The following is a 14,087-nucleotide window of genomic DNA, read 5'->3' as shown; positions in this document are numbered from 1 at the left end:
CCTCACTTATTTAAGTAATTTACTATTTTTTAATTGTTTATTTTGAAATTAAAGAAAAATTAGAACGAATTTTCATCGAAGTGAAATTTCAAGTGTAAAAAAATAAAATTTGAAAGAAGCCTATGAAATTTTACAGACTCTTTTTTTAAAAAATTTAAACTTTAAATTTAATGAAGATTATAAATATATAATTAATATACACGTGAGGAGACTTTTTATGAATTATTTAGTTGTTGGTGCTGGAAATGCTAGTAGGCCTGTTGCAAGATTGCTTAATTATTTGGGCCATGATGTTGTAATTACTGATTTGAAAGATATTTCAGAGTTTAAAATCGAATTCCAACGAAGTTTAATCGAAATGGAAAAGGAAGGTGTCAAACTTGACATGGCGAATAAGGACCCGTCAGTAGAAGGTTTTGAAGCTGTTTACATGCCACCTACCTTGCCGGAATCCGCTCCAATAGCTCAAAAGATTAAGGATTCTGACTTAAAAGTCTTAAATAACGAAGAATTTTCCAAAATAGTCAACGATTTGATTCCTGTTGACATTATTGGTATTACTGGAACCATGGGTAAGACCACAACAACTTTCATTACAACAAGCCTGTTCAAGCAAGCGGGCTATAATGTATGGTCATGTTCCTCACTAGTAAATAACCTGGTTTCAGAAGCTATCATTGATGGTATAGTTAAAGGAAAAGCCCAAGACTGCGACATTGCTATTTTTGAACTTCCTCATGGTACAATTGGCCTTTTAGATAGGTTAGACATTAAAATAGGTCTTTTGACCAACATTGCTGAGGACCACCTTTCCGAATTTGGCGGATCACTTGAATTGTATCAGCAACGTAAGATGGTTCTTGAAGCCATGAGCGAGACATTCATCGCAAACCACTCCTGTCATGACATCATCAATCCTAAAAGGGCTGATGCATTATATTACGCTTTGGATGAGGATGTTGACTTTAAGGGAACAGTCGGTGATAAATCCTTAACTGTCGAATATGACGGCGACTCTTTCACAACTCCGTTCTACATGATGAGCTACTTCTTTGAAAATTCAGTGGCTGCAAGTGCTGTGGCATTGACATACGGAGTCAAGAAGGAGGATATTATCGATGCATTGACTGAGTTTAAGGGATTGCCTGCACACATGGAGGATGTGGGTAACTACAATGGAAGAAAAGTAATCTTGGACTCAGCATTTTTATACGATGGAATGAAAATAACACTGGACTACTTTAAGGACGAAAGCGTAGTCCTGTTCTTAGATCATTTTGACACTTTATCCGTTAGGGATAAGGCTGAAGTTGGCGAGCTGGTAAGCAACTATAACATCAAGACAGTTATAGCCAGCGGATTTAATGAAGTGACCCAGGAAGTGGAAATGTCCGCTGCCCAGGAGATACTTGATGCGATAACAAACCCTGACATCGAAAAGGTTGCTGTTGAAAACATTGAAATCGCAGCATGTGAAACCTTCAAGTATTCAGAGCCTGGCGACATAATCCTTCACATGGGGCCGCTTATAGCTTATGACAGGCTAACTACAGTCGATAAGATTATGAAGGGACTTGAAGAGGGGAGTAAGAAGTATGAATAAGAATGACACCTTTGGAGTTATAGGAGTTTGCGGCGCAAACGGTAACCTTATTGCAAGAATATTAAAACAAAGAGGATACAATGTAATCGGAACAGACTTGTCCTTTAAAAAGGATTGCCGATTCGCAAAATCTCTTGAAGGGTATGACATTGACGTGTTCTACGGCAAGACTCCGGAAGCTTTCTTCAAAAAGTCCGATTATATAATTCCACCTGCAAGCCTTTCTAAAGATTCGGAAGTATTGAAAAACTGTGACAAACCAATTTTAGAATTATATGACGTTATTGAAATGGTCGAGCCTGAAAAGCCGGTGTTTGGAATAACTGGTACCAACGGTAAGACAACCTCAACAACTCTTCTTAAAAAAATCGCTTATGACAATGGAATAAAACCTGCAGAGCATGACCTTGAGGGAATGCAGGGAAATGCGGAGTTCATTCCGATATTGCAATCAAGATTGAACGGTGATGTGGGCATTCTTGAGGTGGGAACCTTCGGAGTTCCTGGAACTGTCGGAAGGATAGTCAAGAACACCTCAATGAAGGGTGGAATAATAACAAACATCACTCCGGACCACTTGAACGACCTTGGAAGCTTCATGGACTATGCCAATGTCAAGGGGGAATTCATTAAGGAGATCGGTGATGGAACCCTTATCGTTAACGGTCAGGACCCTACAATAATGGGTCTTTTAAAAGAATTGGATTTCCAAGGGGAGGTCATAACATTCGGTGTTGACGAAATGCCCGAATCCATAGGAATGAAGGAATGCGTCTGCGGAAAGGAAATTGCTGTTAAGGAAATAATTTCAGGATGCGGATACTACTTCTGCCAATGTGGAATAACAACCCCTCAGGTGGACTACATTGCAACAAATGTGGATTTGGCAAACAGGACATTTGACCTGCACACTCCTGATGAAAAATTGACCGTAAAAATGGGCATTGACGGACTTCACAATGTCTATAATGTGACTGGGGTAATCATTGCAGCTCATAAATTCTTAGGTTTACCATATGACAAGATATTGCCTTCAATCGCTAGCTTCACAGGAGTAAGCGGAAGAATGGAGGAAGTGGGAAAGGTCAAAGGCAAGGACATTTTTGTCGACTATGCCCACAATCCCGCAGGTGTTGAAACAGTCCTAAAAGAATTTAAAAAACTCTTTGGAGACTTCACAACTGTCATAACCGTATCATCAGAATCCGGCTATCGCGGAGATTTGGACATATTCAACAGCGTTTTGAAATTCTCAAAATTCATCGTTCCGGCATCAGTGGCGTCACATAAAATTGCTATTGAAAAATTAACCGACAATCCAAAGTTGAACGACAGGATCTTCTTAAACCATGTGGGTGAGTTTAAAAAGACAGGCACACTTGGCGCATCAGAAGATGAAGTCAAGGATGGCCTTAGAAAAGCATTAAACTTGGATTGTGAAATGGTAATAGCTATCGGTGAGGCTGCTACTAAATTCAAATCTTTAGTATTTGAATTATAATTCTTTTTTTATTACTTTTCAAGTGCTCTCTCTTAATATTTTAATAATACTTTTAATTAATAGATAATGTAGATAAGGGTTTAAGGGTTTATTATGGCAAGCTACATTAATCATCCGTTATTGAAAAAGGATGCAATAGAATCAAGATTATATCAGCAAATTCTTGCTGGAGACGTTTTGAAGAAAGGAAACACCATGGTTGTTGCACCTACTGCATTGGGTAAGACAATTGTGGCTATTTTGGTAGCTGCTGACAGATTGCATAAGGTAAAAAACTCTAAGGTACTCGTTCTTGCACCATCAAAACCGTTGGCAATACAGCATGAGGAGAGCTTCAAGGAATTCCTGACATTGCCGTGCACCTCAATAACAGGTGCCGTTAAAACTGATGAGCGTGTCAAAAGATGGGAAGAGTCCAGAATCATCACAGCAACACCACAAACTGTCGAATCAGACTTATTGAATGGAAGATATGACTTAAGCAATGTCTCTCTAATTGTTTTTGATGAATGCCACCATGGTGTGGGATCTTATTCATATGTTTATCTTGCGTCCCGTTATGTCCAGGAATCAAAATTCAACCTGATTTTGGGATTGACAGCTTCACCCGGTTCCGACAAATATAAAATCAAGGAAGTATGTGAAAACCTTTACATTCAAAACATTGTCGTCAAGACTGAGGACGATGTGGACGTGAAACCATACTTCAACCCCGTTGAAATCGATTGGGTTAAGGTGAAGATGAGCAAGGAACTTGCAAAAATTAAGGAACATGTCGACAAGGCCTTGAAAATCAGACTTAAGGCCTTAAAGAACATGGGAATCATCAAGACAGTGTCTGTAAATAAGGTTGATATCTTAAAGGCAAGAAGCAGGGTTCAAGGCGAAATTGCACGTTCAACCAATCCGGACAAGGACTTGTTCCAGGCAATTTCCATTTTAAGCGCAGTTATCAATATCCAGCATGCTCAGGAGCTTATTGAAACTCAAGGTGTTCAAACTTTCAACAAGTACGTTGCAAGGTTGAGAAAGAAAAAGACCAAAGCTGCAAAGTCCTTGATGTGGGATGATAATTTTGGTCGTGCTGTTAAGATGGCAAGGGACGCCGAAAAGCATGGTTGGGAGCATCCGAAACTAAGGGAAATAACTAAAATTCTTAAAAAGGAATTGGGTGACAATGGTCAGACCAAGCTCACCACTTCCAGATTTGATGATAAGAGTGACGATTCCGCTTCAAAGGTAATAGTATTTACACAATACCGTGATACACTTGAAATGATTCACCAAAAGCTTGAAAAAGAGGGAATCAAGTCAGCTAAGTTCTTCGGTCAGGCTTCAAAAGATGGTGAAAAAGGATTGACTCAAAAGCAACAGAAAGCCATTATCAAGTCATTCAGAATGGGGGAGTATGATGTTTTACTCTCCACAAGTGTGGCTGAAGAGGGTATTGACATTCCTGCGGTCGACTTGGTTGTGTTATATGAGCCTGTCCCGTCTGAAGTGAGAATGATTCAAAGGCGTGGTAGGACAGGTCGTAAAAGAACAGGTAAAGTTAAGGTATTGATTACTGAGGGAACTCGTGATGAGGGTTATTATTGGTCAAGCATCAGAAAAGAGGACCGCATGAAAAACCAGTTGATTGATCCTGATGTTTTGGAGGAACTGAATGCATCAGCCATTCAAAGAATGGATAATGAGAAGAAGGTCAAGGTTATTGAAAGGCCTAAAGAGGAAAATGATTTCCCAATTGTTTATGCTGACTCCCGTGAAGGAAATTCAAAGGTTATCAGGCACTTGACCGAAATGGAAATTGATGTTAAGGTTCGTTCCATGGCAGTTGCCGATTACCAGGTCAGTGATGAGGTGGCTATTGAAAGAAAGACCGCAAAGGATTTTGTCGACTCAATCATTGATAAAAGACTGTTCAAGCAGGCAAAAGAGTTGTCTGAGGAATTTAAACATCCTATTTTAATCCTTGAGGGTGATGATTTGTATACTGGAATGATCAATCCTAATGCAATCAGGGGGTCAATGGCTTCCATAGCGATAGACTTTGGCATAAGTATCATCCCTACAAGAAATTCCCAGGACACTGCTGCAATGATTAAAAGAATTGCCGTTCGTGAGCAGAATGGAGAAAGGACACCTATTCAGATAAGGACAGATAAGAAACCTGTAAGTTTGATGGAGCAGCAATTGTTCATTGTCGAGTCATTGCCTAATATTGGACCTGTTAACGCTAAAAATTTATTGTTGCATTTCGGTACCGTTTCAAATATCTTGAATGCAAGTGAAAGTGATTTGCAGGAAGTCGAAGGTATAGGTAAAAAAACAGCTAAGGAAATCAGAAAGGTTTTAGATTCAAAATATCTTTATTTTAAAAAAGAGATTAATGAAAAGAAACTTCTTTAGAAGTTCTTTTTCATGTATTCGTAACTTTTTTTAATGGAATCGTAATCATTTACTTCGAGTATGTAGATGCCATCAAAGTTTTTGCTCTCTAGATTATTGACTACACGTTTTAAATCAATACAGCCTTCACCTAATGGTAGGTGTGCGTCATCATCACCAAAATTATCGTGGATATGTACGTGTTTAATGCAATCAAAAATCATCTCGTCTGCGGAATATCCTGCATGGTTTGCATGGCCGACATCAAGTGTCATGTATAATTCATTATCAACAAGAATTTCATTCAACTCATTCATGTCCTGATAAAGCATGCTAGGAAATGCAGGCATGTTTTCAAATGTTGTCAAAACTCCCAAGTCTTTTCCGTATGCTCCAAGTTCAATTATGGACTCTTCTGCAAAGGCTGTAACCTCTTTCTTGAAGAATTTGTTTGGTAAAAATGAAGTGACTCCCGGATGGACCACAACCGCTTCGGCATCGATTTCATTTGCAAGGTCAATTGATGACTTGATTTGCTTTATGGAGTTCAATCTGCTTTGGTCCTGCAGGCTTGCAATGTTGACATCCATGAATGGTGCATGTATTGAGTATTTCAGATTATAGCTTTCCAATACATCGCAATCAATGTTTTCTGATGGGTATTGATGAACCAATTCAGCATACTCGAGACCCATTGATTCGATAAATTCCAATGCATTTTCCAAACTGTATTCTATTCCTGCAAGTGTTGATGCTCCAATTTTCATAATAATCACATTTTTCTAACTGCGGTAATTTCCAATCCCATTTCAATTGCCTCTATGATGAAATCGGACAATTCAATTCCTTTTTTAATCTTTATTTCTCCCTTTTTAGATGTGGTTGCAGTTAACAGATATTCTCCGTTAATGTAGATGTCAAAGTTTTTCCTTCCGTTGTCTCTTCCAAGTTCCAATATCAATTGCTTGCGTGTATGTAGGATATCCACTTCAAAAGGGCTTTTGTCAACAGGTTTTGTTTCAATTACTTCAACCCCTAAGCTTATTCCAATGCTTTCCTCGATTTCAGCTATGCGTTTTCCGTTTTTACCGATGATTTTTGGAATGAACTCTTCTGGAATGTAGATGTTTGCCCTTTCAGGGGAGATGACTTCAACATCGACTTTAGCCTTTTTAGGCAAAATCTTTTTGATTTTTCTTAAAATCTCCTTTTCTGCAATAATGTCTACCGAGGATTTTTTGTTGCCTTCCGGTGAATCGCCATTCACTAAATCTATATCCATCACGATGGTCTGCTCACCGTAGGTGTAAATTTCATTTTTAAGCTCTCCAGTCTCAAAGTCACGCACTTCAATAACCGGTCTTGCAAGGTCTGCCTCTTTCATTCCGCTTGGAACCTTAACGGTCATCTTTGTCTCATACACGCTTTTGACTTCACCGTCCTCAATGTAGATGCTTGTATCGACAATTGATGGAATTACTCCAAGCTCCACTCTGGAAGCTATCCTTTGAATCGCATCGATTGGGCGGGTCGCATGAACCACACCAATCATTCCGACTCCCGCAAGCCTCATGTCTGCGAAGATGCTGAAATCGGTGTTCTTACGCAATTCATCATAAATGGTATAGTCTGGCCTTACAAGAAGCAGAACATCAGCAGTGTTTTCCATGCTTCCTTCCAATGGAGCATACTGTGTGATTTCATCCGGCAATTGCAGGTCACGTGGTGATTCCATGGTCTTTACAATCTTATTCAATTTTGTTGAATAATATTTGGCAATCGCCTGCACGAAAGTTGACTTACCCGCACCGGGAGAACCTGAAATCAGAATTCCTTCCGCATTTGTCCTTATTCTTTCAAGCAATTTTTCAGATAAGTTGTACTCGTTAAGGTTGATGTTTGCAACAGGCCTTACGATTGTGATTTCCAGTCCTTCTGAAAATGGAGGATATGCTATTGAAATCCTGTACTCTCTAGATTGAACGACATATGATCCTTCCTTGTCTGATTCCAGGTAGGTTTTAGGGTCGCTTTTTGCCTTGTCAAGAATCTCGTCAACAATAACTTTAAGCTCATTGTAACTTTGAGGCTTCTCATTTAGCACGTCAAACATGATATGTCCAGGTGTTCCCTTTTTGGCCATTGGAACAACGTTTTCCTTCAAGTGAATGGACATGGTGTCATCGTCAAAGTACTTTTCGATTGACAATGGTTTCAATTCAAATTCTTGTTTGTAATAATAAACTGGTATTCCTTGCGCTTTTGCAGTCTCTGCCTGAACCTTGTCATTGGTTAAAAGGGTTCCCATTTCGCTTCTTGCAACGTCACGGATAATGCTGTCTATCTCTCCGCTTTTTGCGTATTTGATGTCATAATTGGTTGGCCTTTTTCCTTTAAAGCTTACTGCCAACTCTCCTTCATCCTGCATTTCCTGTAACTTTTGAAGCTCCTTTAGGCCTTTGCGACCTTCGGACCTGTTGGCGTTAGCCTGGTGTTCAAGTTCACATACGACTGCTTCAGGTACAATAATTTCAGGATAATCGATATCGCTTTCCTCAACGATTTTGCTTACTGCACCTATAATAACAGCGCTGGTATCTGGTATTATACATTTCATTTTAATACACGTCTTCAGGGTTAACAATTCTTTCTAAGATAATCTCTAAATCATCATCGCCTAAATCATCAATATCAATTTTATTTTCTGTGTTTATTTTTCTGAAGAAGCATGAGTGGTATCCTTCATGACATGCAGCACCTGTCTGTGAGATTTTTAGGACGATTGCATCCATGTCACAGTCAACAAGGATTTCATGGACTTCCTGGAAGTGGCCTGAGGATTCTCCCTTAAGCCATAATTTGTTTCTTGATGTGCTCCAGTAGTGTGCCTTTCCTGTTTCTATTGTCTTGATTAATGCTTCTTTGTTCATGTTTGCCAACATCAATATTTCATTTGTTTCGGCATCTTGAGCAATGGCGGTTATTACTGGAATTCCGTTGATTTCGTGTCTAAAATTGATATTCATGTTTATTCCTCTTTCAAGTAGCTTACAATATTTTCAATATCCACTAACTCCTGGTCTCCGCTTACCATGTCCTTGATGGTCACTTTGCCCTCTTCAAGGTCATTTGCACCGATGATGATTATTTTCGGAACCTTGATCTTGTCAGCGTAGTTCATCAGTTTCTTGAATTTCTTGCCGTTCAAGTCAACGTCTGTCTTGATTCCGTTTTGTCTTAAGGTTTGTGTTATCTCAAATGCCTTGGTTCTTACGTCTTTTGAGATTGGAGCCACATAGACATCTAAGTGGGAAGGCAATTCCTCTGCATCGGTCAGCTCTTCGATTGCATTCATCAATCTGTCAAAACCAAGTGCAAAACCGGTTGATTCAACCTCTTGGCCTCCGAACACTTTAACAAGGGAGTATGATCCTCCACCGCAGATTTGCTTTTGGGCACCAAGTTCCGGAACATAAATCTCAAAAACGATTCCGGTATAGTAGTCAAGTCCTCTAGCAACACCGAGGTTCAATGTGTAGTTGTCAACTTGGAATGATTCCAACAATGAAATTAACTCTTTTAACTCTTCCAATGCTTCTTTTGGCTCTTCATATGGAGCAATCAATTCTTCAACATCGCTGATGATTGACTTGTCTCCCACAAGGTCGATGAGTTTCAATAGGATTTGGTTTAATTCATCGTTATCAATGACTGGTTCGTCTCCGCTTAGGGATTCGATTAAAAGGTCCTTATCTCCTTTGTCAATAACGACCATGATTTCCCTTTGGGTTTCAGTTGAAATGTCAAAGTGCTTGAACAGTCCTCTGATGATTCCCAAGTGGTTTATGTTAACGTCAGCGGTGGTGATTCCTAGGGATTGGATTGCATCTGAACATAACGCAATCACTTCTGCCTCACCCTGTGGGGTTTTTGCACCAATCAATTCACAACCGAATTGCCAGAATTGTCTGAACCTTCCTTTTTGCGGTCTTTCATATCTGAAACAGCTTCCGTAATAATAAAGCTTTATAGGTTTGGTTGCTGTCTTTTCAAGTTCGTTAAGGTATAATCTTGCAACTGGAGCAGTGATTTCAGGTCTGAGTGTCAAATCCCTGTCGGATTTGTCCTTGAAGTTGTATAACTGGTCAACAATTTCTTCTCCAGATTTGGTGGTAAATAACTTTAATTCTTCAAATAAAGGTGTTTTGATTTCTTGATAACCATAACTTTCAAATATTTTTCTTAAGGTACCTTCTGCTTGTTTTCTTTGTCTCATTTCTTCAAATAAGAAATCTCTTGTACCTCTTGGTCTTGTAAATTCCATGTTTGCTCTCCTTGTTATAATATATTATAATTAAAATTTGTGTATACAAATTTATATAATGTTTGGTAATCAATTAAATATTATATGAATATTAAAGGTAGTACAAATATTGTTGGTTTGATAGGCCATCCTGTTGAACATAGTTTCTCACCGCCTATGCACAATGCGGCCTTTGAGGCATTGGGCATGGATTATGCCTATGTCGCTTTTGATGTTGATCCTTCAAATGTAAAATCAGCCATTGAAGGTGCAAGATCCCTAAACATCAAGGGATTCAACGTGACAATACCTCATAAAATTGAAGTTATGAATCATTTGGATGAAATCGATGAGGTGGCAGCATTGATTGGTGCTGTTAACACTATTGACTTTAAAAATCTTAAAGGGTATAACACCGATGGAATTGGTGCCGTAAAGGCCATTGAAGAGGTTACTCCAATCAAAGGCAAGAATGTAGTTATTGCCGGAGCCGGAGGAGCTTCAAGGGCTATCTCATTTTATGTTGCAAAATATGGTGCCAGCAACCTTACAATATTGAATAGGAATGTCGAAAAGGCACAGAACTTGGCGAATGATGTTAATGAATCAGGTTTAATTGATGATGTCAAATCAGATTCAATCGAAGAGATTAACAATTGTATCGGTGATGCTGACATCTTGATTGATACAACACCCATTGGAATGCATCCTAACGTTGATGATGCTCCAATAGTGGGTGCAGAAGATATGCATGAGGATTTGGTCGTGTTTGATGCGGTCTACAATCCAAATGAAACAGTCCTTATAAATGAGGCCATAAAGGCAGGTGCCAAACCGGTTTATGGAATAAAAATGCTTCTTTATCAAGGTGCTGAAAGCTTTGAAATCTGGACAGGCAAGAAGGCTCCTGTTGACGTGATGGAAAAGGCATTGAGAAAAACACTTAATTTAGAATGATAATATGGATTTAATGTTTAATATTTCAGGTTTAACAAACGATGAGGAAGAGTTTTCCTCCTCCAAGAAGGATGTATTGAAATTTTTAAAGATAATTGGCGTTGACAGCAGATTCATTTCATACACTCCTCAAAAAATCTACATTAACAACTTGAGATTTTCAAAGTTTTCAAGAAAGCGTGAAGCTACCTTTAATAAGCAGTATCCTGAAATCGAAGTGGTCAGAAATAAGCTGTTCCAGAAAATATGCTCAAAGTCATCAAGGCATTTGGCACTGGAAATCGAGCCGAATTCCAGAATACTGGTGCCTGAAGACAATTTCATGATTGAACTCTTGTTGGAACCTTACACCAGAAAGTATGGTGTCGAATTAGTTCGTGATGGTGAATATGATTTAAAGGTCAATCCTATAATCCTTGATGATGAGGTAAATGGCATTTTTGAAGGTATCTTTAATGGTGAAGGATTGAATTTTAATCACCGTGATGATGAGATTTATCCTTTGGCCAACGTTTCACTGGAATGGATCAATTCATTTTTGGAAATGGATGGTCATGAATTGGTTGAAAACAAAAATAAAAATGAGTTAGCTACCTCATTTAGTGAATTCTTGGATGATGTAGCTCCCCAATATAAGGAAAATGTTGTTAAAGCATCTGAATTTATTGAAAAAAAATTAGAAGCTGAAAAGTGAAACCTGTTTATCGGTTTTCTTTTTCTCTTTCTTTTCAGTATTTTCTTCTTTATCTTTTTCTTTTTTCTCTTTAGGAGTTTCCTCTTTAACGGTTTCTTTTTTAGGTTCGCTTACTCCTGGGATTTCAAATGGCAATTCCTCTTCGGCTGAAGGTTCTTCCAATACTTCCTCTGGAATAACGTTTATCATTTGATTCTTGAGCTCTTCGGCACGTCTGTCACGTTCCTCGACTCTCATTTGAGCTTTTTGCTTTTCCATTTTAGTTATAACTTTTTTAGGTATTTTTCTCTTTCTGAATACTTTGATTAGTTTTTCAGTTTCTTTTTCATCGTCTTCATCGAAAAAGCCTAAAAAGTCGGAAATTTCCCATGCAAGTTCGTCATTTTGAAACATTATTTCAAGATATGGAAACATTGAGACTGCCACTCCGCTTGAAACGTGCATTTTTTCAAACATTCTTTCAGTGATTTTGTCGCGTAAATTACGTTTTCCACGGGTTCGTCCCATCAGTCCGAATGTTGATGGGGTCTGGATTTTTGTGAACTTCTTGTAGGTTTCATGCTTGGAGTTGCTCACTCCTATTCCCATGAAATCGGTTGCATATTTCCAGTAACCGTAGTTCCTGCTTCTGTTTGTTCTTCCGAAGAATATGTCTGCCTTTGATATGTAATCGTAAGCCTTCTTGATTTCATCCTTTTTCTTGTATTCTCTTGGAATGTTTTCAGCAATGTATTCCATGACAAGTGTAGGATCCTCCTCAATCCACATGGCTTCCTTCACATGTGCAGGGGTCTTGCTTTTCAAAACTGCAGTGATTGCATTGAATATGTCTGAACGGGTGTCCTTTGTAACCATGTTCTCCACATCGCTCACTTCCAGAATCTTGTCCTTGTCAGCAAGTGCCTGTAGGGTATTTATCGCTGACCTGACGTCTCCTTGGGATTTGACTGCAATCTCTTTTAAGGCTGCAGGTTCCGCTTCAACGCCTTCTGCTTGTGATATTTTTCTTAAAAGCGCTGAAATGGAGTTCCACCTTGACTTTTTCATCTTGATTACAGTACATTTTGGTTTGATGGATTGCAATCTTTTTGAATAGAAATCATTTGCTATTAAAATCATTGGATGGCGTGAATTCTTGATGATTTCACCAATTGCCCTCACTCCTCCACGGTCATTGGTTCCATGAATACCGTCAACCTCATCCATTATGATTAGTTTGTATTCGTCCCCAAACAGTGACCTGCTTGATGAGGACTCTCCTATTGTGCTTTTGATGACATCCTGTGAACGCTTGTCACTGGCATTCAGTTCAATGTGTTCTGAAAATTCCTTTGCAATAATGAGTGCTAATGTGGTTTTTCCAATTCCTGGAGGCCCAACTAAAAGCAGTGGAATCTGTGGATTGCCTTTTTTCCACTCGCCAACCCAATCCTGGATTATCTTAATCTCTTTTTTGTTGCCGACCACCTGTGACAGTTCCTGTGGCCGATATTTGTCAGTCCATAACATTTCTCTACCTTATAAGAAGTGGGTTAAGAGAGCTTCAAGTTGTATTCTTGGATTTGCTCCTTCTCTTATTCTAAAATCACATTCAGCTATTGCTTCAATTAAATCCATGTAAATGCCAGCATCCATTTTGCCGTCAAGAGCTCTTTTTGAAACATCTTTGTAAATTTGGGTAACCATGTCTTCTCCGCTGGTTCCCTGAAGCACCATTGTGTCCCTTAGGATGGTACGTGCGCCCATGAAGTCACCCATGAGTGCCTTGTTTATCATGTTTCCGATGTCTTGTGGTTTTGCTTTTGAAACGACCTCATAAACGGAATCTTCGGTAATTGCCTCTCCTTCTGAAGCGGCTGCCTGAAGGACGTTCACTGCCTTACGCATGTCTCCTTCAGCAAAATAGACTATGCTGTCCAGTCCCTCATCGGTGTATTCAAATCCTTCATTGCTGCAAATGAATTGCAGACGTTCCTTGATTTCTTCCCCTTTAAGTGGGGCGAATCTGAATATCGCACATCTTGATTGGATAGGATCAATGATTTTTGATGAATAGTTACATGAAAGTATAAATGAAGCGGTTTTAGTATACATTTCCATTTCACGACGAAGAGCATGCTGTGCGTCTTTTGTCATGTTGTCTACTTCGTCCAGGAATATTATTCTGAATGGAGCGCCTACCGGCTTTAATCTACAGAAGCTTTTGATACGGTCCCTTACTGTATCGATTCCTCTTGCATCGGATGCATTCAATTCCAAAAAGTTTTGTCTCCAGTATTCTCCTAGAATGGATTTCACTAGTGCTAAGGCTGTGGTTGTTTTACCGACACCTGCAGGACCGGTAAACATTAGGTTAGGCATACTGTTTTCGCCCACATACTTTTCTAATCTTGTTACAATCTGCTTTTGGCCTACAATGTCTTCTAATTTTTGTGGTCTATATTTTTCTACCCATGGTCCGCTCATTTAATCACCATTTTATTATGATAATAGTTATGTTTGATGTAGTTAAATTATTTTTTGCAATGTCGTCAACTTAATTTTTGATTTCATGTTTTTTCCTGGTTTTTATGTTGGTTTGTAGTTGATGTTGAATTTTCGTTGTATTTTCTTGTTTCTGGTTGTTGTTGGATTTTTG

At 38.9% G+C, this 14,087-nt stretch carries 11 protein-coding genes; 5 read left to right on the top strand and 6 right to left on the bottom strand.

Translation table 11 applies throughout. The annotated features are described in order from the left end of the window. The first annotated feature begins 217 nt into the window (after positions 1-217). The 3 genes from ILA26_RS04415 to ILA26_RS04405 all read left to right on the top strand — a co-directional run bounded on the left by ILA26_RS04415 (position 218) and on the right by ILA26_RS04405 (position 5,516). Positions 218-1,603 carry a Mur ligase family protein gene (locus tag ILA26_RS04415; RefSeq protein WP_292894487.1) on the top strand — a complete coding sequence of 462 codons (1,386 nt, stop codon included), beginning with the start codon at positions 218-220 and terminating at the stop codon, positions 1,601-1,603. Next, the gene (locus ILA26_RS04410) at positions 1,596-3,104 is read left to right on the top strand and encodes a Mur ligase family protein (RefSeq protein ID WP_292894484.1); all 1,509 of its coding nucleotides are present in this window, start codon (positions 1,596-1,598) and stop codon (positions 3,102-3,104) included. Before ILA26_RS04415 ends, ILA26_RS04410 begins: the two co-directional genes overlap by 8 nt. Positions 3,105-3,197: 93 nt before the next feature. Next, on the top strand, positions 3,198-5,516 hold the full coding sequence (locus tag ILA26_RS04405) for a DEAD/DEAH box helicase (protein WP_292894481.1): 2,319 nt from the start codon (positions 3,198-3,200) through the stop codon (positions 5,514-5,516). Here the strand turns inward: ILA26_RS04405 and ILA26_RS04400 are convergent. The 4 genes from ILA26_RS04400 to hisS are packed head-to-tail and all read right to left on the bottom strand — an operon-like array spanning position 5,513 to position 9,819. Continuing rightward, positions 5,513-6,262, bottom strand: coding sequence for a sugar phosphate isomerase/epimerase (locus ILA26_RS04400; protein ID WP_292894478.1), 750 nt, complete (start codon positions 6,260-6,262; stop codon positions 5,513-5,515). The two genes, ILA26_RS04405 and ILA26_RS04400, sit on opposite strands and share 4 nt — an antisense overlap. A 5-nt stretch (positions 6,263-6,267) precedes the next feature. Further along, entirely contained in the window at positions 6,268-8,112 is a 1,845-nt protein-coding gene (locus tag ILA26_RS04395; protein ID WP_292894474.1) for a PINc/VapC family ATPase, read from the bottom strand. Position 8,113: 1 nt separating this feature from the next. Next, positions 8,114-8,521 carry a phosphoribosyl-AMP cyclohydrolase gene (hisI, locus tag ILA26_RS04390; protein WP_292894471.1) on the bottom strand — a complete coding sequence of 136 codons (408 nt, stop codon included), beginning with the start codon at positions 8,519-8,521 and terminating at the stop codon, positions 8,114-8,116. A 2-nt stretch (positions 8,522-8,523) separates the two neighbouring features. Beyond that, the gene (gene hisS / locus ILA26_RS04385) at positions 8,524-9,819 is read right to left on the bottom strand and encodes a histidine--tRNA ligase (protein WP_292894468.1); all 1,296 of its coding nucleotides are present in this window, start codon (positions 9,817-9,819) and stop codon (positions 8,524-8,526) included. 84 nt (positions 9,820-9,903) lie between these two features. Between hisS and ILA26_RS04380 the strand changes: the two genes are divergently transcribed. Together ILA26_RS04380 and ILA26_RS04375 are read left to right on the top strand one after the other, a co-directional pair. Next, complete coding sequence (locus ILA26_RS04380) at positions 9,904-10,755, top strand: shikimate dehydrogenase (RefSeq protein WP_292894465.1); 852 nt, start codon at positions 9,904-9,906, stop codon at positions 10,753-10,755. A 4-nt stretch (positions 10,756-10,759) separates the two neighbouring features. Continuing rightward, the gene (locus tag ILA26_RS04375; protein ID WP_292894462.1) at positions 10,760-11,449 is read left to right on the top strand and encodes an ATPase; all 690 of its coding nucleotides are present in this window, start codon (positions 10,760-10,762) and stop codon (positions 11,447-11,449) included. Here the strand turns inward: ILA26_RS04375 and ILA26_RS04370 are convergent. Continuing rightward, a complete protein-coding gene (locus ILA26_RS04370; RefSeq protein ID WP_292894459.1) occupies positions 11,432-12,958 on the bottom strand; it encodes a replication factor C large subunit in 1,527 nt (508 codons plus the stop codon). The genes ILA26_RS04375 and ILA26_RS04370 overlap by 18 nt on opposite strands. A 9-nt stretch (positions 12,959-12,967) precedes the next feature. Next, a complete protein-coding gene (locus tag ILA26_RS04365; RefSeq protein ID WP_292894455.1) occupies positions 12,968-13,915 on the bottom strand; it encodes a replication factor C small subunit in 948 nt (315 codons plus the stop codon). Between the last annotated feature and the right edge of the window lie 172 nt (positions 13,916-14,087).

This window comes from Methanobrevibacter sp. (genome assembly GCF_017940815.1).
GTDB lineage: Archaea > Methanobacteriota > Methanobacteria > Methanobacteriales > Methanobacteriaceae > Methanocatella.
Note: the sequence above shows the minus strand (reverse complement) of the source record. Positions and strands in the feature narration are given on the sequence as shown.

Bases quoted from the DNA above. Each gene is read 5' to 3' on its own strand.
- ILA26_RS04370 (WP_292894459.1), bottom strand. From the start codon at position 12,958: ATGTTATGGACTGACAAATATCGGCCACAGGAACTGTCACAGGTGGTC.
- ILA26_RS04395 (WP_292894474.1), bottom strand. From the start codon at position 8,112: ATGAAATGTATAATACCAGATACCAGCGCTGTTATTATAGGTGCAGTA.
- ILA26_RS04405 (WP_292894481.1), top strand. From the start codon at position 3,198: ATGGCAAGCTACATTAATCATCCGTTATTGAAAAAGGATGCAATAGAA.
- hisI (WP_292894471.1), bottom strand. From the start codon at position 8,521: ATGAATATCAATTTTAGACACGAAATCAACGGAATTCCAGTAATAACC.
- ILA26_RS04400 (WP_292894478.1), bottom strand. From the start codon at position 6,262: ATGAAAATTGGAGCATCAACACTTGCAGGAATAGAATACAGTTTGGAA.
- hisS (WP_292894468.1), bottom strand. From the start codon at position 9,819: ATGGAATTTACAAGACCAAGAGGTACAAGAGATTTCTTATTTGAAGAA.
- ILA26_RS04375 (WP_292894462.1), top strand. From the start codon at position 10,760: ATGGATTTAATGTTTAATATTTCAGGTTTAACAAACGATGAGGAAGAG.
- ILA26_RS04410 (WP_292894484.1), top strand. From the start codon at position 1,596: ATGAATAAGAATGACACCTTTGGAGTTATAGGAGTTTGCGGCGCAAAC.
- ILA26_RS04365 (WP_292894455.1), bottom strand. From the start codon at position 13,915: ATGAGCGGACCATGGGTAGAAAAATATAGACCACAAAAATTAGAAGAC.
- ILA26_RS04380 (WP_292894465.1), top strand. From the start codon at position 9,904: ATGAATATTAAAGGTAGTACAAATATTGTTGGTTTGATAGGCCATCCT.
- ILA26_RS04415 (WP_292894487.1), top strand. From the start codon at position 218: ATGAATTATTTAGTTGTTGGTGCTGGAAATGCTAGTAGGCCTGTTGCA.